The sequence below is a fragment of the Streptomyces sp. NPDC005706 genome (genome assembly GCF_040631045.1).
Lineage (GTDB): Bacteria > Actinomycetota > Actinomycetes > Streptomycetales > Streptomycetaceae > Streptomyces.
This window is the reverse complement of sequence record NZ_JBEXYS010000039.1, coordinates 41963-63780: the sequence shown is the minus strand read 5'-3', so window position 1 is coordinate 63780 and position 21818 is coordinate 41963. Positions and strand designations below refer to the sequence as shown.

Genomic DNA, 21818 nt, shown 5'->3' with positions numbered 1-21818 from the left:
ACCATGGAAAACGGCGACGTCTTGGGCCACGAGTTCATGGGAGAGATCGTCGAGGTCGGCCCCGGCGTCAGCGACAAACTCCGCGTCGGTGACCGAGTCGTCGTACCCTTCCCCATCGCGTGCGGCGCCTGCGCCTCCTGCCGCGCGGAGCTGTACTCGTGCTGCGAGAACACCAACCCCAACGCCGGCATCTCGGAGAAGTTCTTCGGCCACCCCACCGCCGGCATCTACGGCTACTCCCATCTCACCGGCGGCTTCGCCGGCGGCCAGGCCGAGTACGCCCGCGTGGTGCTCGCCGACGCCAACGTCCTGAAGATCGGGCCAAGGCTCACCGACGAGCAGGTGCTGTTCCTGTCCGACATCCTGCCGACCGGGTACATGGGCGCCGACATGTGCGACATCCAAAAAGGTGACGTCGTCGCCGTCTGGGGCGCCGGCCCGGTCGGCCAGTTCGCCATGGACAGCGCCCGGGTCCTGGGCGCGGAGAAGGTCATCGCGATCGACAAGGAGACCTACCGGCTCGACATGGCCGCCGCCCAGGGCTACACCACCATCAACTTCGAGGACACCGACGTACGGTCGGCACTGCTCGAACTCACCGGCGGCCGGGGCCCCGACAAGTGCATCGACGCGGTCGGCCTGGAGGCCACACACGGTGCCTCCCACATCCACCTCTACGACCGCGCCAAGCAGGCGGTCCGCTCCGAGACCGACCGGCCACACGCCCTGCGCCAGGCCATCCTGTCGTGCCGCAGCGGAGGCGTGGTGTCGGTCATCGGCGTCTACGGCGGACTGATCGACAAGTTCCCGGCGGGTGCCTGGATGAACAGGTCCCTGACCCTGCGCACCGGGCAGTGCCACGTGCACAAGTACATGAAGCCGCTGCTGGGTCTGATCGAGCAGGGCAAGATCGACCCCACCCGGGTCATCACCCACCGGCTGCCCCTGACCGAGGCACCGACGGGATACGACCTGTTCAAGAACAAGAAGGACCGCTGCGAGAAGGTCGTCCTCAAGCCGTGAGGGCCGCGCCGATGACCCGAGCCGAGGAGGGAAACGGTGCCGCAGACGGACGATGAACTGCTCGCCTCAGACATCGGCGACCTGGAGGACTGGGACGAGCAGCGTGCGCGAGCCGCTCTCGACGGTAGGCACGGCGCCTTGCACCGCAACCACCTGCGCATCGCTGTGCACCTCGACCTCCGGGCGGAGGCCGAGGGACGCCGGACCGATGTGTCTGTCCCTCGCTCACACGCGAGCCAATCCCTGGGAACCGAAGGAGGCCGCAGATGAACGCCCTTCCGCATTCCACCGCGACCCAGAGCCGCCCAACGGGACCAGGTGTCGAGATGAGGCTGCTCGGCATCTATCTCAACGACCACCTCGCCGGCGCCACCGCCGGGACCGAACGCGCCACCCGCCTGGCGCGCGCCGCCCGCGGGTCCGCGCTTGGCCGCGCGATCGGGCCCGTAGCAGCCGAGATCGCCCAGGACCGGGCAGCGCTGCTGGACATCATGGGGGATCTCGGCGTTCGCGTTCGCCGCTACAAGGTGTGCGCGGGCTGGGCGGGCGAGAAGCTGGGACGGCTGAAGCCCAACGGCCACCTGCTACGCCCGTCACCGCTCGGCACCATGCTGGATCTGGAGGCCCTACGGCTGGGGGTCGAGGGAAAGGCGGCGGGGTGGCAGGTCCTGCGCCGCCTCAGCGCCGCCGACGAGCGCCTGGACCCTGCCCGGCTCGACACGCTGCTCGAACGAGCCCGGCGGCAGCAGGAAAGAATCGAGGAGTGGCGCGTCCGCCAAGCCGAGGAGGCTCTGGCCATCACAGTCGTCTGAGCCGCTGCGCCAGGGATGCCACGGCACGTCCGGCGGGATCGTCAGGGCATGTTCGGCCGTGCGTGTGGGGCGCTTCCCCGGTGTGTACCTGCTGGAAGGTCGCGTACAGCGGCTATAGGGCCGCAGGCAGCAACACAGTGCCGCCGGCGAGGGCGATGAGGCAGGCGGAGAGTCGCGGAGGCGGTGAGGTGGTGCGACAGGACCCGTCTCGACCTGCGCGGTCACCGCCACCCCTCGAGACGGCGCACATCGTCACGCCCGTGACCCCGGGACGACGTCACGGGCGATGTTCCGGTGGCGGCAGTTCCTCGTCAGCCGAGCTTGCGTCGCAGTTGCAGGCTGTACAGCAGAAGGAGCGAGGGCACGATCAGGACAACCGCGACAAAGGACACCGCGATCAGCACCCACAAGGTGGCCGTCGGAGCCGCCGTCTGCTGGATCGTCAGGTGGGTGCCCAGGAGGTACGGGTACTGAGCCACTCCCCATCCCCCGACGACGGTGGTGATCGCAATGGCCGCCAGGGTGCGCACGACAGGGGGGCTGCCCTTGCGCAGCAGGAGCAGCGCGGCCAGGCCGCACAGGCCCGAGACGACCAGGAGCGGTACACCCACCGTGCTCAGCCGGTGGAACAGGCGCGGGGAGTCCGCACGTAGTACGAACACGCCCACGAGCGCCACCAGTCCCGCCACGATGCCCGCCCCGAGGGCCCGGTGCCTGAACGCCTTCTCCAGAGGGGCGTCCGCTCGGCGCTGGGCCTGTCCGGTGAGGAACACGGCGGCTAGGTAGGCGCAGACGATGACCGCGAGGACGCCGCCGAGAACGGAGGTCGGATTGAGCCAGCTGGACAGCGCGTCGCCGCGCCCGGCCGAGGGGACGCGACCGGAGGCGATCCCGCCCGCGACGGTGCCGAAGAAGAACGGGGTCAGCACCGACGAACAGGCGAAGGCGACACCGCTGATCAGCTCTCCCCGCCCTTGGGCCAGCGCGTGCCGGAAGGCGAAGCCTGAGCCCCTGGCCACGATCCCCAGCGCCGCCAGGCCCAGGGGGATGTACAGAGTGGTGGTCATGGCGGTGAATGCCTGGGGGAAGGCTGTCCAGATCGTGACGAAGCAGAAGATCAGCCATGTGTGGTTGGCCTCCCACACCGGGCTGATGGAGACGTTGATCAGTTCCCGTACGGGACGTCCCCGCGCGGCGCCGCCGGCTGTCAGATCCCAGAAGCCGGCCCCGTAGTCGGCGCCGCCGAAGAGGGCGTAGGCGATGACCCCGATGAACAGGACCACGGCGATGAAATCGCTCATGCGTCATCTCCTCCGAAGGGGTGCCCGTTCGTCGCCGGCGCCGCCCGGGGGCCGTACGGGACCACAGCGGCCTCCGTGCCCTCCTCCGACCAGCGGCGGCGCAAGGTGCGCAGGACGTACAAGGCGCCGACGGCGACGCACGCGTAGATCACGAGGACCGTGGCGAACAGGGGCCACAGGTTCCCCTGCGTGGCGACGGCGTTCTCCGTCAGCAGCAGCCCCACGACCGTCCAGGGCTGGCGGCCGACCTCGGTCACCACCCAGCCGCTCTCCAGGGAGACGAGCGCGACCAGCCCGGAGACCGCGGAGCTTCGCAGGAACCAGCGGTTGGTCGGCACCTCGCGCCGCCGCCACCACAGCCAGGCGAACCAGAGTGCCAGCAGGAGCAGGAGCGATGCGGTCGCCACCATGACGTCGAAGGCGAGATGCACGATGCTGACGACCGAGTCGGTCGGGCGTACCGCTGCGGGGATCGCGTCGAAGCCCTTGATCGTGGTGGACGGGGTGAAACCGGCGAGGATCGAGGCCACGTCGGGAAGCTCGATGCCGTAGCGCACCTTGCCGTCGACGAAAATGCCGCCGAGGGTCTCCGGGACGTGGTCACCGGTGGTCGGTACGAGTTCGATGGCGGCGAACTTCGCCGGCTCCCTGTCGTACACCTGGCGGGCGATCGTGTCCCCGACGAGGAACTGCAGCGGCATGGCGATCGCGGCGACCGTGAACGGCACGGCGAACCCCAGCCGGTGGTAGTGGTCCCGGCGCCCCTTGAGCAGCCCCCACGCGTACACGCCCGCGACCATGAACCCCGCGACGATATACGCCGCGAGGAGCATGTGCACCATCTCCCACCAGAACGCGCCGTTGAAGAAGACCTGGGAGGGGATCACGCCCACCACACGCCCGTTCCGCACCGCGATTCCGGCGGGCTGGTTCATCCAACTGTTTGCCGCAATGACGGAGGCCGTTCCGCCGATGCCCGCCAGGGTGACCACGACGCCGGTGAAGAAGTGCGGCCACGGGGGCAGCCTCTTCCAGCCGTAGATGTAGATGGCCACGAAGATTGCTTCGAGGAAGAAGAAGAGACCCTCGACGGCGAACGGAAACCCGAAGGCCGGCCCGTACTTGCCCATGAGCCCGGGCCAGAGCAGCCCCAGCTCGAACGTCAGCACGGTGCCGGACACGGCCCCCACCGCGAACAGCACGGCGGCCACCTTGGACCATCGCTGCGCCAGGACCAGCGCCTGCTGATCGCCGCGGCGCAGCGCCCGATAGTGACAGACCAACATCATGAAGGTGAATGCGAGACCGAAGGGCACCAGGATGATGTGGAAGCCCAGTGTGAACGCCATCTGCTCACGCGCGGGAAGGAGTTGTGGCGGGTCGGCGGCTGTTAGCAGGGCAGACAGCACCATGAATTCTCTTTCTGGCTCCGAGGGGTGCGGAGCACGGAGGTGGCCCCGGCGCGGCGGGCGGGAGTGCGCAGGCGAGCGCGCGGACGGGCCCCGGGACGCGGAAGCCCGACGGGACGCGGCGCAGCCGGATCGTGGTTGTCGCGGTGCGCCTGGAAGGTGCACACGGTGCCAGGGGCGGCGAAGAGGTTGCCGCGGGCGGCCTCCCCGCCGGCCGCGGCATGCCGCGAGGCGCTTCGAGTCGGCTGCCGGCCGCGTTTCCCCACGTTCTCCGCCACCTTTTCAAGGATCCTGTCCGTGTCATTCGAATCGTTCACGGCCTTTACCTTTCGGCACTTCCAACGGGCCTGAAGAAAGATCCTCCTGAGCGGCCAGGTCGATCGACGACGGGGGGATGATGACGGGGGGGAATTCCGAGGATGCCTTGCCTTCCGCGCTCGATGGTAAACGGCCATTTCCGCGGCACGCCCGCCCCAGCGGGCGGCGGTTTCGCCGGTTCCTTCTCCAGGGCCATCTCGTTGGCGCCAGTCAGCGGACAGGGCGAGCACTTCCCCGCATGCCCCGAGCACGGCGTGAGGCACCGGCCACCGGGGCCAGTGCGGGCGAGTCGGCCGCGCGGCGGCTTACCGTGGGGGCATGAGAGAGCTCGTCGTCGTGTACGACCTCGACTAACCTGCCACCGCCCGAGCCTCCGCGTCGGCACGGCATAGTGGGTGGGCCGCTGTCATGAAGTGAGAAATTGATGGGCAATCGCTGTCGTGCGGCTGCAACGCACGGCAGCTGATGTTGTCTCAGGTTCGACAGTTCCTAGCACTCCAGCAGCACTTTGACGTTTTACCTGTTCAGGGGCGGTTTGGATGAGTGTAGTGGGCTGGTTGGCCACCCGTGTTCTCTTTCCCCGGTCGCCCCTCGATCGACCGCGAGGACATAACCGAGGCCGGACTCCTCCAACATGCGGCACAGCCGCCACTCCCGGCCCGGCCTCCACCGTCATCCAGGCGTTCGGCAGCGGTGAGGCGATCGCTCGCAGCACCATGGTCTTGGCCAGGTCGGGTTCGGTGGCGAAGGCCCGCTTGTCAGGGGCGTGGGCGGCGCGGCGGCGGTCGCGGTCGTCGGTCCATGACTTGGCCAGATACAACTCGCGGTCCACCAAGGCACGTCCGCGTGTGGTGGCGTAGGCGGCAAACACGCCGATCTGGCAGTTCTCGGTGCGGCCGGCGGTGCCGGAGTACGGGCGCTGCACGCCGGCCGAGGTGGTGCCCTTGTGCCGCGCGTGGCTCGCCGGCAGGCTGCCCCGCCTGGAGGTCGAGGAGGAACTCGCTCCGGCCGGGCCGCTCGGCGGCGACGCCGACCGGGCAGCGCGGCGGCACGCCGGCTGAGGGCGCGACCGTCAGCTGTCCAGCTCCTCCTCGACTGGCGGTTTCGGCACCTCGCGCAGATGCTGCGATTGTCCCGGCCTGCCGCCCTCCCGGGCCTGCTCGGCTCGCTGTGCCGGGCTCAGCCCGAGGTCGGAGGCGGGGTCCACGCGGACCGACCGGGCCACCTCCTCGCGGTTGGCGTACTGCTCGGCCGGGATGCCGCGCAGCGCCTTGACGACATCCGGCGCGGCGCCCGACCGGCTCGCCGCTTCGATCAGCTTGTCCTTGCCAGCGGGGAAGTCGACATCCTTGATGGCCTCCACCACGTCCCGGGCGCTCGTACTGTGGGTCATGGCCTCTTCTCCCTCATCGGAATCCGGAATCCTGGGCCACCCGGGTAACCGGCAGGGGCCACTCACTCACCTCCTTCATCCACCGGATTTCCCCCGGTTTGCCGGTCTGGGCTGGGAGGACCCTGCCCGGCAGGAGGTGATCGTCGTGCCCGAACCCGGGAGCAACAAGTACGACACCGAGCCCGCGACGTCCCGCAAGGAGGCGGAGCGGTCGGGGCTCTCCGACCAGGACGCCAACGAGAGCTCGCGCCCTGGTCGTCCCGCTGTCCGCTGGGAGCGGCGCAACGAAGTCCACGACGCATCCATAGCGCGGACCAGATGTGCCTCCGCCGCCGAGGCGTCAGCCGGGCCCGCCCAGCACGATCTTCCACACTCGGGTCGCCACCTGGAGGTTCAGCCGGTCCTCGACGTCCGCGAGGTCGTTGCCGCTGATGTCGCGGATGCGCTGGAGCCGATAGCGCAGCGTGCTGCGGTGGATGGCGAGGGATTCTGCCGTCTCGTCGTAGTTGCCGCCGCAGTCGAAGTACCGGGACAGGGTCTCCACCAAGGTCGCGTGGTGCCGGGAGTCGTAGTCGATGAGCTGCCCGAGCCACTCCTGTACGAACGTCTCCAGTTCCCGGTAATCGTTGCCGGGTCCCAGAATGCGGTAGAGGCCGAGCTCGTCGAAGAACGTCGTGCCGTAGCGGTCGCGGGAGTGGCGGCGCACGTCCAGGGCGCGCTGCGCCTCCTGGTAGTGGTGGGGGATGTCGTTCAGGGAGTCGGAAGGGGCGCTCACCCCGATCGTCCCGGACCGTGTTCCGGTCTCCCGGGCGAGCGCCTCGTACAGCGCGTGGGCGTGCGGCCTGTCGTCGGCGACCAGGACGACGTGGTCGGAGCGTAGGGTCCGTAGCGAGCGCATGCCCACGGCAGAGGCCGCCCGCCCCACGGTCTGTGCGAATGAATCGTCGGCGCTCCGGTTCGACCACCGCACCACGACGACGTAGTGGCTGCGGTGCAGGTCGTATCCGACTGCCTCGGACCGGGCGTAGGCGCTCGCCTCGTCCGTCCCTGCCAGGAGGTCGTCCACCAGCTCGCGGTGCAGCCTCAGCTCCACTTCGGCCAGATTGCGCAGGTGCGTCAACTCCGGGGCGAGTGACGCGGCAGCGTGTTCCAGCGCGAGCACCGTGTGCTCGTCGGCCTTGTGTCGGGCATCGACCAGGGCCAGCACGCCCAGGATCTCGCCGTGCGGGCGGATCAGGGTGATCAGCCGGTCCCTTATCCGCACCGGCCCGGCCTGACGAGCGACGGCGTGCAGCATTTCGTCCTGGCGCACCGGGTCCGGTTCGGGATAGGGGACGGGGCGGCTGGGGCCGGTCCAGGACCTCAGCCGACCGAAGCGGTCCTCGACCAGCGCGGGAAGTCCAGTGAGCCCGTGCAGTGCGCGGGTGACAGCTTCCTCGCCGCCACCCGAGGCAGCGACGCCGGCCATGAACGCGTGAACGGCTCGCTCGTAGCCCAACTCAACCACCACAGAGATCAGCTGCCGCTGAAGGGCTGTGCGTTCCTCCCTCAGTCGGTGCACCTCCAGCGCGTCCTCGCGTCGGCGGCGATGTGCGAAGGCGACTGACAGTGCAGCAGCGGTGTGCCAGACGAGCGTGGCGAGCAGAGATCGCTCGGCCTCGGTGGGCCGGGAGCGGGACGTCACCACGAGGTAGCCGTGGAGTCCCTCAAGTCCGCGCAGCCCCAGGGCCCGGCCCCAGGGCCTGCCGGGTACGGCCACGTTGCCGTCCTGCCCGGCCAGCTCCCGCACCCTCCGGCTCACGGCCAAGGCAGGCATCTGCCCGTCCCTCGGACTGGGGACCAGGTCGCCGCCCACCTCAAGGAATCCGGCCTCGGCGCTGTACGGCCCCGCGGCGGCTATGTAGTCCATGGCCAGGCGCAGGATCTCGACTTCGTCCGGAGTGCTGAACAGGGCGCGGCAGAGCGTGACCAGTTCGCGGAGGGCATGGTCGGCTGGGGTGCGAGCGGGCGGGCGGGGCCCTCCGCGTACGGCGGCACCCCATGGCCGCGCGCGGGGCCCTCCGCGCACGGCCATGAGGTGCCGCCCGGCGCTGCCCCGCGGAAGGCTGCCCTTTCGGGGGGAGTAGCGGGGGTACTGGTTGTTCACCCGACTACCGTCCATGGCATCACTCCGTCCCTCGAAGCCTTCAGAGAACCGAGCGGCATAGTCGCGTACCCGCTCAGGGGTCGGCTCACCCGAGATGTGTGGATCCTTTCTCTCGTACTCGTGGGGCGACCGGACCTGTGCATTCCTGACTCGCCAGACGCAGGCGTGGAGCCACCCGGTTCGTCACCAGGGCGAGACGCTCGCCGGCAAGGCCGGCGCGGCATCTGCGCAGGTCCTGCGTTCGTGGGTCGAGCAAGATATGACGGGTCGGCGAACCACTGCAGGTGGGTTGCTGGACGGCAGGCGGGCCGGGAACCGGTGACAGCGCCGGAAGAAGACGGGACGCCCAGTGGCGCTAGAATTCGTCGCCCCGCTCGCCCTCCGCCTGGGATGGCTCGCTCCGGGGGACGTCCGGGTGCTGTTCCGTTGCGGTACGCTCGCCCTTCTCGTCCCGCTCGCCCTCGGCCTGCGAGGGGGTGCGCGAGTACCAGGCGTCGTAATCAGGGGCTCCGGATTTCATGACGGGCCTCCTTCGTGGCTCACGTCCATCCTCCCCTCGCCGGCCGGGGTGGAACACCTGCGGCTTCACCGTACGGGTGTACCGCTCGGCGCGGCGATGTCCCTCAGCTTGCGGAACACCGTGTCGGTCTCGCTGCGCAGCGCCTTTGAAAGCGCCCAGGTGTGAGTGATTACCCGCACCCGGGCGAGGGCGGAGTGCGGCGTCAGCCACCGGCCACGGCGCGCACCGCCTCCTCGACCGGGGTGGACCCGCTGATCAGCTCGAGGATGCGCCTGGCGGTCCTGGGCTCGTGGAGCAGGGCGGCGAGCACCGCAGCCACGTCATCGCGCGGCACTTGGCCGCGGTCTGTGTGCTCGGCGAGCGTGACGCGGCCGCTACCGGGGTCGTCGGTTAGCATCCCCGGGCGCAGAATCGTCCAGTCCAGTCCCGGACGGGAGGCGATGTCGGCGTCCGCCTCGCCCTTGGCCTTCAGGTAGGCGGCGAACACCGGGTCGGTGCCGGGCGGCGGCGGGCTGTCCACGCCCATCGCGGAGATCACCAGGAAGCGGCGCATCCCGGCGCGCTCGGCCGCGTCGGCGAGGAGGATGGCCGCGTTCCGGTCCACCGTCTGCTTGCGGGCCGCGCCGCTGCCCGGTCCTGCGCCCGCGGCGAACAGTGCCGCGTCGGCGCCGCCGAGGTGGTCGGCCACCTCGTCCACCGAGGCGTGCTCCAGATCGCACACCACGGGTTCCGCACCGTCCGCGCGCAGGTCGTCGGCGTGGTCCGGGTTGCGGATCAGCCCTGTGACGTTGTCGCCGCGCGCCGAGAGCAGCCGGGTCAGCCGGCGCGCGATCTTTCCGTGTCCACCCGCGATCACCATGTGCATGGGGTCATTCTTGCCACACACCACCGCTCACGCCGGGCTGCGGGACTGCCGCGGCAGGTCAGTCCCTCGGATGCCGCAAAGTCGGCGTACTCGCGCACCGCGCTGGTGCGCGAGACCACCCGGCCACCGGGTCGCGCCGCAGGTGCTCGGGGATTCGCGATCGGGATTCTGTCGTCAGGAGCGCGCGAGCCGGGCCGCGAGATAGGGCGCGGTGGCGCTGCGGCGGACCCTCGCCACCTTGGCCGGCGGACCCGTCGCGATCACCCGCCCGCCCGCGTCGCCGCCGCCCGGACCGAGGTCGATGACCCAGTCGGCGGTGGCGATCGTGGCCAGGTCGTGCTCGACGAGGACGACCGTGTTGCCGGCGTCGACGAGCCGGTGCAGCTGTCGCAGCAGCAGCGCGATGTCCGAGGGGTGCAGCCCCGCCGTCGGCTCGTCGAGCAGGTAGAGCGCGTGCCCGCGGCGGGCTCGCTGCAGTTCGGTGGCCAGTTTGATGCGTTGCGCCTCACCGCCGCTGAGTTCCGTCGCGGGCTGGCCCAGCCGCAGGTACCCCAGCCCCACCTCGCGCAACGTCTCAAGACTGCGGGAGGCGGCCGGGACGGCGGACAGGAACTTCGCGGCGGCGTCGACGGACATCGCCAGTACTTCCGCGATGTTCTTGCCGCGATAGGTGACTTCCAGCGTCTCGGCGTTGTACCGGGCGCCTTCGCAGGTCGGGCACGGTGCGTAGGTGCCGGGCAGGAACAGCAGCTCCACCGCGACGAATCCTTCGCCCTGGCAGGTCTCGCAGCGCCCTTCGGGCACGTTGAAGGAGAACCGCCCGGCCGAGTAGCCGCGCGCCCTGGCTTCGTCCGTCGCCGCGTACAGCTTGCGCACCGCGTCGAACATCCCGGTGTACGTGGCCAGATTGGACCGGGGAGTCCGGCCGATGGGCCGTTGGTCGACCCGGACCAGCCGGTCGAACGACTCGACCCCCGCCGCGTCCTGGATGTCGACCTCCAGCTGCGCCTCGTCGGGTTCCTCGGGTACGAGTCCGAGGTGTGCGCGGACGACCTCGGCGAGCACCTGCGTCACCAGCGTCGACTTTCCGGAACCGGACACGCCCGTCACCGCCGTGAGTACGCACAGCGGTACGTCGACGGACACGTCGCGCAGATTGTGGCGGGAGACGCCGCGCAGGTGCAGCCAGCCGTGCGGTGTGCGCGGGCGGTGATCGAGCGGCTGGGCTCGCCCGAACAGGTACTGGCTCGTGGCCGACTCACCCACCCGCTCAAGACCGGCGACCGGGCCGCTGTACAGCACGCGCCCGCCGCCCTCGCCCGCACCGGGGCCGATGTCGACCACCCAGTCCGCCCGCCGTACGACGTCCATGTCGTGCTCCACGACGAACAGCGAGTTGCCCGCCGCCTTGAGACGGTCCAGCACGTCCAGCAGCGGTTCCGCGTCAGCCGGGTGCAGGCCCGCGGAGGGTTCGTCGAGGACGTAGACGACGCCGAACAGCCCCGAGCGCAGCTGGGTGGCGATCCGCAGGCGCTGCGCCTCGCCGGGCGACAGGGTCGTCGAGCGGCGCCCGAGGCTGAGATATCCGAGGCCCAGGTCGAGCAGGACGTCGACCCGCGCGACCAGATCGCCGCAGATCCGGACCGCGACCTCGGTCGTCTCCCCGGATCGGGCGGTCGACGTGGTGGCGTCGGCCTCGGACCGCCCGGCGACGGGCCGCAGCAGCGCTACGACCTCGGTGAGCGGCATCGCGTTGATCTCGGCGATGGAACGTCCTGCGAAGGTCACGGCGAGTGCCTCGGGCCGCAGTCCGCTGCCGTGACAGGCGGGGCAGGGCACACTCCGGACGAACCGGAGCGCCCGTTCACGCATCTTCTCGCTCTTGGAGTCGGCGAGGACGTGCATGACGTGCTTGCGGGCGCTCCAGAACTTGCCTTGGTAGCCGTAGTCGACGCGGTCCTCCTCCGGCTCGATGTACACCGAGGGCTGCTCGTCCGTGTACAGCAGCCAGTCCCGGTCCTTCTTCCTGAGCCTGCGCCACGGTCGGTCGATGTCGATCCCCAGGCCGTTCACGACGCTGCGCAGGTTGGCGCCCTGCCAGGCCCCCGGCCAGGCGGCGATCGCCCCCTCGCGGATGCTCAGCGAGGGGTCCGGGACGAGCAGGTCCTCGGCGACGTCGTGCACGACGCCCAGTCCGTGGCACTCCGGGCAGGCGCCGGCCGCGGTGTTGGGTGAGAACGACTCGGCTTCCAGCCGTACGGCCCGGGGCGGATAGGTGCCGGCGCGGGAGTACAGCATGCGCAGCAGATTGGACAGTGTGGTGAGGGTGCCGACCGTCGAGCGCGAGCTGGGCGACCCGCGTCGCTGCTGCAGGGCCACGGCCGGTGGCAGTCCGGTGATTTCCTGCACATGCGGTGCGCCGACCTGTTGCAACAGTCTTCGGGCGTACGGTGCTACGGACTCGAAGTAGCGCCGCTGGGCCTCCGCGTAGAGCGTGCCGAACGCGAGCGAGGACTTGCCCGAACCGGAGACGCCGGTGAAGGCGACCATCGCGTCCCGCGGAACGTCGACATCGATGTTCCGCAGGTTGTTCTCACCGGCGCCCCGGACATGCACGAAGGGGTCGGTCGCGTCCTTGTCCACCGTTCCTGATTACCTGATCGCGCCGGGAACCGCGCGACAGGCGCCGTCACCGGGCTCCGCTCACACGAGTGCCCGGAGAAATCCCGGTATACGACGCTCCCAGGGAACGAGGAGATCTGACCGTACGCCCCACACCTGCTGGCAGGGGCCAGCGTGTCACGCGGCGTCGGCGTTACCTCGGGGGCATCCTGTGGCCACCTGCGATCGCGGGGGCAGCCGACGCGAAGGAGTCATGCGGGTGTCGTCACAGGACGTTACGGTCGTGACTCTCCTGGCGGATCCGGACACGCCGACGGAGATCGCGCAGCGCATCGCCCGCGTGCTTCCTGATCGGCTCGCCGACAGGTCGGACCAGGGACGACGGTTCGACGTCCAGGTGGTCAGTGAGCCCTTCACCGCAGGGGCCGAGGAACCGCCCACCTTGATGCACCGGATCATGGACCGCAGAAGTGAGCGGAACTGGGACATCGTCGTGGCCCTCACCGACCTTCCGCTGCACTCACATGGGCGCAAGCTCGTGGTGGATCTGAGTCACGAACACGGCGTGGCACTGCTGTCTCTTCCCCCACTGGGGGGCTTCCGGCTGCAGACAAAGGCCCGGCGGGCCGTGGAAGAAGCCGTGCTCAGCTTGGCTGCCCCGCAGGCCACTGGGGCTGAGGGGCCTCCGGAAAGTCAGCCGCTGCGGGGGCCATTCACCGGTCGTCTCGTGCCTATCCATCCGGGCCAGATCGGTGAGGAGGAGATCGCCGATCTGCGGTACGTCGCCAGTGGGCCGCGCGGTTACCTGAGGGTGCTCCTCGGCATGGTCCGCGCCAACCGGCCGTGGCGCTTGGTCCCAGGGTTGTCGAAAGCCCTGGCGGCCGCACTCGCCACGGGAGCGGTCGCCACGGTGAACTCCACCATCTGGAACCTGGCCACCTCTCTGAGCACGCCACGCCTGGTGATCGCCACGGTCGGATCTGTCGCGCTCATGATCGGCTGGCTGATCGTGGACGCGAACCTGTGGCATCGACCGACGGAGGCCTCGCCGGAGGAGAGGAAGAGGGCGGCTCTCTACAACACCTCGACGATCGTGACCGTGGGTATCGGGGTGATCGTCTGCTACGTAGGTTTGATCGTCATCAACCTGGTGTGGGCACTGTTCATCCTCAACGACCGGGTGTTCGCTTCCACGACACGAACGCCGCTGCACGCCACGGAGTACTGGACGTTGGCCTGGTTCGTCGCTTCGGTCGCCACGGTGGGCGGCGCGCTGGGATCGGGCCTGGAGAGCGACGAGGCGATCCGGGCAGCCGCCTACTCCAAGCGCGAACAGGAGCGTCGCAACGTGCTGCAGGACGATGACTAGCGGGTGACCTCAGCCGGAGATGTGCCGTCGGTTGGTGGTCGTCCGGGCCCGGAGATTCCGCTGATCGGCCGGTGCGTGGTTGTTTCACCTCGGGGGCCGACGGGAACCCGGACGCAACGCCGCGGAGCGCCGAAGCTCCGCCTGACGGGCCGGCGGCCGAACCACCGTCCCACCTGACCCAGGTGAACGGCCCCCAGAGGCATGCCGGAGCCACGGACCCCGTCGCAGCACTTCCGGGAGTCGGACTTCTACACCTTCCCCATCACCGCCATACCGCAACATCAAGGGAAGTCACCATGAAAGCAGCGGTATACGAAGGACCGCGAACGGTCACAGTGAAGGACGTACCGGACGCGAAGATCGAACACCCCTGCGACATCATCGTCAAGATCACCACCACCAACATCTGCGGTTCGGACCTGCACATGTACGAGGGCCGCACCTCGTTCGAGTCCGGCCGCACCCTGGGACACGAGAACATGGGCCAGGTGGTGGAGGTCGGCTCGGCCGTCCGCAAGGTGCAGGTCGGCGAGTACGTGGTCCTGCCCTTCAACATCGCCTGCGGCTTCTGCAAGCAGTGCGAGCAGGGTCTGACCAACTACTGCCTGACCATGCAGCCGGAACCGGCCCTCGCGGGAGCCGCCTACGGATTCGCCGACATGGGCCCCTACCAGGGCGGCCAGGCGGAGCTGCTGCGCGTGCCCTACGGCGACTTCAACGCGCTGCGTCTGGGCGAGGACGCCGCCGAGCGGCAGACCGACTACGTCATGCTCGCCGACATCTTCCCCACCGGCTATCACGCCACCGAGATGGCCCACGTCAAACCGGGCGACCAGACCATCGTCTTCGGTGCCGGTCCCGTCGGGCTGATGGCGACCTACTCCGCCCTCCTCAAGGGCGCCGGCCGCGTCTGGACGGCCGACCACCAGCCCGACCGGCTGCGCAAGGCGGAGGAGATCGGGGCCATCCCGATCAACACCGCCGAGCAGAACCCGGCGGAGGTCGTCAAGGAGGCCACCCTCGGTCTGGGCGCCGACAACGGCTGCGAATGCGTCGGCTACCAGGCACACGACCCCCAGGGACACGAGGACGCCAGCCTCACCCTCAACGGCCTGATCGACTCGGTCCGGTTCACCGGCGACATCGGCGTGGTGGGCGTGTTCCTGCCCCAGGACCCCGGCGGCGCGGAGGCCCAGGGCGAGCTGGAAGCTCAGGGCAAGGTCCCGATCGACTTCGGCATGATGTGGTTCAAGGGCCAGCACATGGGGACCGGACAGGCTCCGGTGAAGAGGTACAACCGGGCGCTGCGGGATCTGATCGCCGGCGGGAAGGCGAAGCCGAGCTTCGTCGTCTCCCACGAGCTCAGCCTGGACGAAGCCCCCACCGCCTACGAGCACTTCGACGCCCGTGACGAGGGCTGGACCAAGGTGGTCCTGCATCCCAACGGACACGGCAACGGCCACAAGCAGTAAGAGACTCGGGGCCGCCGTCCGGCCTGTCTCCCTCGGACCGGTCCGAGGGACGGGTGGCGATCTGCCCGTCCGCCGGACGGGGCTCGGGGCAATCGCCGCGCTCCGGCCGGACCAGAACCAACAGCGATTGCCCGCGCTCCGGCCCGGAGGACGGACGGCGGCCGCTCAGCAGCGTCCGCAGGGGCAGCACCCCGTCCAGCGGCTGCGGCCGCCAGCCAGTTCGCGGGCCGTGTGGGAGGCTTCCTTGCCCGACGGCTGCCGCACCTCAACCAGGCCGGCGCGACTCGGCAGGGCGTTCCGGCCAGGCGGACACCCGTGACGTGGCTGCGGGCCTTCGGGGAGGTCGTGCGAGCCGGGCTCAAGATCGAGGAGACGCGGCTGGAGCCCCTGCTCGCCCTGCGTGCGGCCGCCGGGGTGGCGATCGTCATCGGGCCGGCTCTGTGGCTGATCTCCCCCGCGTATGCCGCGTCCGCCGCCCTCGGCGCCTACTCCGCGGGTGGGGCCACCTTCCAGCGCAGCTGGCGTCCACGCAAGGTGGTCGCGCTCGGCGCGGGCGCGGGTCTGGCGCTCAGCACATTCGTGGGCTACCTGGCGGCGGGGCGACTCGTGACGTTCCTGCCGCTGCTGGCCGTATGGGCCTTTGCCGCGGGAATGGCGTGGGCCGTCGGATCGACCGCTGGGATCGTCGCAGCGACGACCGTGGGCAGCATGCTCGTCACCATCACCTTGCCCACGAGCATCGGGCGAGCACTGGAGCACGCCGGAATCATCGCACTCGGAGGCGTGACGCAGGCCGTACTGATCCTGCTGTTCCCGATCCGGCGTTGGGGAGCGCATCGTGACGCGCTCGCCGACGCCCTGGCCGCCGTGGCGGACTACGCCCGCCGGTTGCGGCACGACCCGACCGCCCCGTTCGACCCAGAGCTGTTGATGACGGCCCGGGACGCGGCTGCCGTGACGCCGTCACAGGCCCGCACCCGTCCCCCCATCCTGCACGGCCCCCGGGGACTCGCCGAGCGCATTCGACCGGTGGTCGCGGCCCTCGCCGACCCGGACGTGGGCGCCCCCGCGGAGGGACCCGGGCGAGACCGCGCGCGGGAGTTGCTCGACGCGGCCGCCGACGTCCTGGATGCGGCCGCCCGTTCGATCCGCCGCGGTACTCCCGCCGAGGTGCGGCCCGAGAGCATGGACGTCCTGCGCGTCGACGAGGAGCACGAGGTGCTGGAGGGCCCCGCGCGGCAAGCTGCCGAGCGGCTCGTGGAACTGCTCGGCGAGGCGTTGGAGATCGCCGGGAGCGGCTGCGCGCCCGGGAGGACGCCCACGCCGCCCGGCCCCGCCGGCGCCGAGTTCCTGATGCGCCCGACAATGCTCCGGCTGGTCCCGGTCGTCGTCCGGGCGGTGCGCCGTGAGCTCCGCCAGGACTCGCCCGTGTTCCGGCACGCCGTCCGCCTGGCGGCGGTGGCCACGCTCGGCTATCTGATCGCCGCCCGGCTCCCACTGGGCCACGGCTACTGGGCGCCCATCGCCTCGGTGATGGTGATGCGGCCGGACTTCCACCGGACGTACGCGCGTGCGGTGGCCCGTCTCGCCGGGACCCTGGCGGGGGTCGCGCTCGCCACCGGGATGGTGCGGGCCCTGGGCCCGGACGCCCATGTGTTCGGCGCGCTGGCGGTGGTCTCGGCGGGCCTGTCGTACACGCTGAACCGTACCGGGTACGCCTACTCCCAGTGCTTCACCGCCGCCTACGTCGTCTTCCTGCTCGGCATGGGCGGCCAGGCATGGGAGCAGACAGTCCCGGAGCGGGTGGTGCTCACCCTGCTCGGCGGGGCCCTGGCAATGCTGGCGTACGTGGTGTTCCCCGCATGGGAGACGCCCCGGCTGCCGGGCCGGCTTGCGGACTGGCTCGCCGCCAACGGCCGCTACGCGGCCGCGGTGCTCCGCAACTACGCCGAACCGACCCTGGAGCATCACGCTGACATGCGCAGGGCACTGCTGGAGAGCAGGGAGGCACGTGCCGCCTGGCAGGAGGCATACGACCGGGCGAGACAGGAACCGGTCCGCCCCAGGGGTCTGACGTCGCGCGAGGCGCAGGAAGCGCAGGAAGCGCTCAAGGGGTTCGGCAGGGCAGCGATGCTCATGGAGAGCCACGTCCCGCAGACCGACAGCCGTTTCGTCCCCGAGGCGGAGCGATTCGCCGAGGCCCTGGAGACGGACACCTCGAAGGCAGCAGTCGCCGTGCGCGAGCACAGGAATCCGGACTGGAGACGCGTGGAGGAGGCGCTCCACGCGTGGGAGGACGCCGCCGGCAACGGGAGCCCGGTCATGCGGCGCGAAGCGGAACTGCAAAAAAGGGCCTTGGAGGACCTCGCGACAGCCGTGAGCCGCACCCCCCTGGAACGGGACGTCGGCTCTGCTCGCGAGGATCAGCGGGTGCGGGCGACCCTGGCTGCGGAAGGCAACGGATCAGGGCCCGCGCACCGGGGCGGGTGACGGCGCGGCGACAGAAAGCGCCGCGCCTCCTGGAACGGGAAATAGTCTCCCGGCCGCGTCGAGGGCGCGGCGTGGGCGGGCCGCACAGTGACAGTGGGCAGCTTCGCGGCGCGGTCCGAGCGACTGGATTTCGGCGATCTGCAGTTGCTTCGGCTTTGAACTCGACCGCCGCCTGCGCGCCTTCGCCAGCACGGTGCTCAGTGTGGTCGCCCAGCCCGGCGCCGCACTGGACTCCCCCACACCGTCCCGCCCACAGGCAGCGTCATCCGTGCCGTCCTCGCCCTGGAGGTGCAGGGAGGGCAACTGTGCGGGTTGGCTCGCGCGGGCTTCCGGCGAACCGGCAGGCAATGGTGTGTAGGGCAACCCGCAACTGCAGGACCTCGTGCCGACAGGATCATTGCATCGCTGGACAGTGCGAAACGGTGAGACCAGGCCCCCGACCCGGCCTCGTGGAATGCCATGGCTGATCCACCGGGGCCCGAGGATGCGGTGAGGACTGCCATCCTCACCGCGTAGGGCAGTCACCCGGTACTGGTCAGAGGATTTGGATGAACGGGTTGCATCCCGTGGCGACCACGCCGTCGAGGAGGCCGCCTTCACACGAAGCGGGCTCATCCTGGGAGGAGGACGGCAGCGGCTTGGCGGCCGCCGCTTGGGCTGCGGCGACCGGCAAGACGAGAGCTGATAGCGCCACAGCGACGGTGACGAGTCCCGTACGGCAGGAGGAGATCACAGGCAGGATCCATTTCATGATCTCTCCCCTCCCCGCTGCGTCCGACCACGACACCGGCCATCAGAGTGGCCATCGCCGACACACCGAAACCCGCAGCAAGGACAAGGCCGTCTCCGCGGCCGGCAGCGAACCGAAGGCCGACCAGTCCCAGAAGGCGCCTGCCAATGAGAAGGAGCCGGCCGACGGGAACACGTCGCAGGCCGAGCAGTTCCAGGCGTGCGTGGCCAAGTCCGGCACGCCGACGGAGAAGGCCGCGGTCAAGCACGTCACGAAGGTGACCGGCACCGACAAGCGCAATGACATCCTCGACGCCGCCGAGGTGTGGACCGACTACACCGGCGGTCTCATGAGCAGCAACGCGGGGGCGGGCCAACGGCTGTCTCGAGACGTCGTTCCTGCCCGGGCGGGTGTTCACGTCACCGGCGGACTTCAACATTCAGCTCGCCGACTGGCTGACCAGGGCGAACCGGCGCATCCACCGGACCTTGCAGGCCCGCCCGGCAGACCGGCTGGAATCGGACCGCTCCCGAATGCTGACCTTGCCGCCGATCGCCCCGCCGGGCTGGTGGAAGGCGTCCCTGCGGCTGCCCCGGGACCACTACGTCCGCCTCGACACCTGCGACTACTCGGTGCATCCGCTGGCCGTCGGCCGCCGCGTCGAGGTCGCCGCCGACCTGGACCAGGTGCTGGTGACCTGCGACGGCGTCGAGGTCGCCCGCCATGCCCGCAGCTGGGCTCGCCACCAGACCATCACCGACCCGGACCACGCGGCCGCTTCCGCAGCCGCCCGCAAGGCGGCCGCCGGCACGAAACCGGCGCCGGTGGACGTGACGGAAACTGTCGCTCTCTCGCAGGGACTAGCATCCGGCACCAACAACCAGGTACAAGGAGTGCTGTCGTGGCCGACGAGCCCGCAAAGACCGCCATACAGAACAAGTACGCGCAGCAGTAAACCGGTGACCTTGCGATCAACCGCAAGGAGCAGAGCGACGTCACCGCGCAGAAAACCGCAGCCGCTGTGGCACAGGTATCGAAGACGAACCGCCGGTTGCGTGGCCTGACACAACAGGGGGCCTTTCCGCGCTGAAGGCCCACCCGGTCAGGTCAGGTCCGGCACGGGCCGCCCTGTCATCTCGGCCCGGAGATACGCTCAGCGTGCCAGGACAACGGTGATCGGAGCGTCGGCGCAGTTGCCGAGCACTTCGGACAGCGCGGTTTGTTCGGCGGTGTCGATGCTCAGGCCCCAGCGGGTTTTGTCAGCTACCCAGTCGGTGGCGTGTTGGCAGCGGTAGGCGGCAGCCAGGTGGTGGGGTCCCGGTCCGCCTTGGACCGGTTCGAGGCGGCCGACACCGCGATCAGCGCGCGGTCGTCGCCGAGGTCGTTGACATAGGCATCCCGCGCCCGTCACGGCGATCCGACCATGGCGGGTGCGGAGGCCCCTCCGCTGGACGCGTGGATCACCCCTTGGGCGCTGGGCCCTGGCGGGTTCCGCCGTCGGACGCCGAAACGCCGTACTCAGAGCACACCCACTAGCACGATGACCAGGGCGGGCAGTGCGATGAAGACGGAGCCGAGGTAGACGGCGAGGACCCACCGGTGCTCGGAGGCGACGCGGGCGAGATTCTGGGCGCAGAACAGCGGCACGGGGCGTAGGAGCGGGATCACATAGATCACGACGATCGCGAAGAGGTTGTAGATCAGGTGTACGAACGCTGCCTGCAGGCCGATCTTCGCGTCCTGTCCGACGCCTGCGAACGCCGCGAAGACCACCGTGAACGTTGTGCCGAGGTTGGAGCCGACGACGACGGGATACACCTGCGCCGGTGTCAGGATGCCTGTTCCGGCGAAGGGGACCAGCACGGACGTGGTGATGGTCGAGGACTGGGTGACGACGGTTACTCCCATGCCGGACGCCATGGCGAGATAGGCGTTGCGGCCGACTGCCTTGATCAGGATGTCTCGGGCCCTGCCGACCATGAGCAGTTTGAGCAGCTTTCCCAGGTAGCGGACGGCGACCAGGATCAGCCCGGCGCCGATCACGATGGTGAACAGCGGACCGAGTGTGCTGCTGACGTGCGAGGTCGCGTGGATCACTCCGTGTTCCACCGGCCTGGTGGCCGCCCGGATGAAGTTGAGGTGGGCTGGGTTCGGCAGCCAGTCCGTGCCGTACAGCGCATTGGTCAACGTCCCGCTGATGCGTTTCAGCGGATGCCAGACCAGCTCGATCGGGAAGAAGATCAGCAGCGCGAGCCAGTTGTAGAAGTCATGCACGGTCGAGGCGCCCAGCGCCCTGCGGAACTCTGTGCGGTCGCCGATGAAGGCCAGCGCGACCAGGCTCGTCGTCACCGTGGTGCCGACGTTCGCGCCCAGAATGATGGGGATCGCGCCCTCGATGGGCAACGCGCCCGACCCCACGGCGGTGACAGCGATGGCCGTCGTCGTGGTCGACGACTGGATCAGGACCGTACCGAGAACGCCGACACTCAGCCCGACCCACGGGTTCGCGGCGAAGGCGAACATGGTGTGCGCCGCGTCGCTGCCCAGCCCAGCAAAGCCGCGACTGATGATGCTCACGGCACAGATCAGCAGGTAGATCAGCCCAGCGACACCGCACCAGCCGAGGGCTTTGGTCCATGCGGGGAGCCGGACGGCTCCGGCGCCGCTCTCGGCCGCGGGGGCCGTGAGCGGCGCGCCGCCGGGAGGCGTCCGCCCGGAGACGTCGCCCTTTTCATGGCTGTCGTCCGGCCCGCCATCGGATGCGGCTTCCGCCATGAATCAAGGCTACGACCTGGTCCCACCAGCGACTGTGCGGTATCTCCTGGCCCGACGCCAGGTGGCCATGCTCGGGCTTGCTGCCGGCCGGGCCCCTTTGCGGGTCCTGGCCGCATGATGGGGGGTCCGCCCGATCGATGATCTAGACGAAACGCCCTTGTCGTCGATGCCAGCAGACGCCGTGCCGGCCGGAGCTGTGTCGAGGAGGGGGCGGTGGCCGGTCGCCGCCGGGGAATCGGCCCAGCAGTTGGCCAAGCGGCTGGGCCGATCACCGCATGCCGCCGCTCGGTGGGCGGTCCGGCTGCGTGAGCACGGCATGTCCGCGCAGGACGCCGACCGGGCCGGGCTGTCCGTGACCCTGGTCCGCCACGTCCTGCGCAGCCCGGCAGACGGCCAGACGGTCCGGGACATCGCCCGCACCTCCGCCGACGCCATCCTCGGCATCCCACTCCCCCACCGCCCCAACCCCGGCGTCCCCGGCCTGACCGACTCCACCGAGGCATCCCGGCTGCTTGCCGACCTAGCACGCGCAGGATGGCCAGCCATCACACTCGCCCAGCGCCTGGACGTCAA

14 protein-coding genes and 3 pseudogenes are annotated in these 21818 nt (G+C 69.9%); 7 read left to right on the top strand and 10 right to left on the bottom strand.

The window, feature by feature from the left end:
• Window positions 1-1023, top strand: a 1023-nt coding sequence (locus ABZ478_RS35555) for a zinc-dependent alcohol dehydrogenase (RefSeq protein ID WP_359556270.1), incomplete at its 5' end; no start/stop codon positions are given.
• Between the two features lie 266 nt (window positions 1024-1289).
• On the top strand, window positions 1290-1835 hold the full coding sequence (locus ABZ478_RS35550; RefSeq protein ID WP_359556268.1) for a hypothetical protein: 546 nt from the start codon (window positions 1290-1292) through the stop codon (window positions 1833-1835).
• A gap of 311 nt (window positions 1836-2146) precedes the next feature.
• On the opposite strand, the gene ABZ478_RS35545 is transcribed toward ABZ478_RS35550, so the two are convergent.
• The 8 genes and pseudogenes from ABZ478_RS35545 to uvrA form a co-directional block, all read right to left on the bottom strand.
• The gene (locus ABZ478_RS35545; RefSeq protein WP_359556265.1) at window positions 2147-3136 is read right to left on the bottom strand and encodes a cytochrome d ubiquinol oxidase subunit II; all 990 of its coding nucleotides are present in this window, start codon (window positions 3134-3136) and stop codon (window positions 2147-2149) included.
• Window positions 3133-4548 carry a cytochrome ubiquinol oxidase subunit I gene (locus ABZ478_RS35540; RefSeq protein ID WP_359556263.1) on the bottom strand — a complete coding sequence of 472 codons (1416 nt, stop codon included), beginning with the start codon at window positions 4546-4548 and terminating at the stop codon, window positions 3133-3135. The genes ABZ478_RS35545 and ABZ478_RS35540 overlap by 4 nt, the downstream gene beginning before the upstream one ends.
• 1000 nt (window positions 4549-5548) lie before the next feature.
• Window positions 5549-5809, bottom strand: a pseudogene (locus ABZ478_RS35535) (transposase); the annotation flags it as partial.
• Window positions 5810-5935: 126 nt separating this feature from the next.
• Window positions 5936-6256, bottom strand: a complete 321-nt coding sequence (locus ABZ478_RS35530; RefSeq protein ID WP_190015330.1) for a DUF2795 domain-containing protein — start codon at window positions 6254-6256, stop codon at window positions 5936-5938.
• 340 nt (window positions 6257-6596) lie between these two features.
• Entirely contained in the window at window positions 6597-8417 is a 1821-nt protein-coding gene (locus ABZ478_RS35525; RefSeq protein WP_359556261.1) for a helix-turn-helix domain-containing protein, read from the bottom strand.
• Window positions 8418-8757: 340 nt separating this feature from the next.
• The gene (locus ABZ478_RS35520; protein ID WP_359556258.1) at window positions 8758-8922 is read right to left on the bottom strand and encodes a hypothetical protein; all 165 of its coding nucleotides are present in this window, start codon (window positions 8920-8922) and stop codon (window positions 8758-8760) included.
• A gap of 202 nt (window positions 8923-9124) precedes the next feature.
• Window positions 9125-9787 carry an SDR family oxidoreductase gene (locus tag ABZ478_RS35515; protein ID WP_359556256.1) on the bottom strand — a complete coding sequence of 221 codons (663 nt, stop codon included), beginning with the start codon at window positions 9785-9787 and terminating at the stop codon, window positions 9125-9127.
• Between the two features lie 174 nt (window positions 9788-9961).
• Window positions 9962-12430: an excinuclease ABC subunit UvrA gene (gene uvrA, locus ABZ478_RS35510; RefSeq protein ID WP_359556253.1), complete on the bottom strand. Its 2469-nt coding sequence runs from the start codon at window positions 12428-12430 to the stop codon at window positions 9962-9964.
• 262 nt (window positions 12431-12692) lie between these two features.
• Between uvrA and ABZ478_RS35505 the strand changes: the two genes are divergently transcribed.
• The 4 genes and pseudogenes from ABZ478_RS35505 to ABZ478_RS35490 all read left to right on the top strand — a co-directional run.
• Window positions 12693-13778 carry a hypothetical protein gene (locus tag ABZ478_RS35505; protein WP_359556251.1) on the top strand — a complete coding sequence of 362 codons (1086 nt, stop codon included), beginning with the start codon at window positions 12693-12695 and terminating at the stop codon, window positions 13776-13778.
• 296 nt (window positions 13779-14074) lie between these two features.
• A complete protein-coding gene (locus ABZ478_RS35500; protein ID WP_359556248.1) occupies window positions 14075-15250 on the top strand; it encodes a glutathione-independent formaldehyde dehydrogenase in 1176 nt (391 codons plus the stop codon).
• A gap of 315 nt (window positions 15251-15565) precedes the next feature.
• A complete protein-coding gene (locus ABZ478_RS35495) occupies window positions 15566-17740 on the top strand; it encodes an FUSC family protein (protein ID WP_359556246.1) in 2175 nt (724 codons plus the stop codon).
• Between the two features lie 66 nt (window positions 17741-17806).
• Window positions 17807-18052 (top strand): annotated as a pseudogene (locus ABZ478_RS35490) (short-chain dehydrogenase); the annotation flags it as partial.
• Window positions 18053-18275: 223 nt separating this feature from the next.
• On the opposite strand, the gene ABZ478_RS35485 reads toward ABZ478_RS35490, so the two are convergent.
• The gene (locus ABZ478_RS35485; RefSeq protein ID WP_359556244.1) at window positions 18276-18491 is read right to left on the bottom strand and encodes a hypothetical protein; all 216 of its coding nucleotides are present in this window, start codon (window positions 18489-18491) and stop codon (window positions 18276-18278) included.
• A gap of 347 nt (window positions 18492-18838) precedes the next feature.
• Here ABZ478_RS35485 and ABZ478_RS35480 point away from each other — a divergent pair.
• Window positions 18839-19252: pseudogene (locus ABZ478_RS35480) on the top strand (IS21 family transposase); the annotation flags it as partial.
• 736 nt (window positions 19253-19988) lie between these two features.
• Here the strand turns inward: ABZ478_RS35480 and ABZ478_RS35475 are convergent.
• Window positions 19989-21245 carry a Na/Pi symporter gene (locus tag ABZ478_RS35475; RefSeq protein ID WP_359556243.1) on the bottom strand — a complete coding sequence of 419 codons (1257 nt, stop codon included), beginning with the start codon at window positions 21243-21245 and terminating at the stop codon, window positions 19989-19991.
• Window positions 21246-21818: the final 573 nt, after the last annotated feature.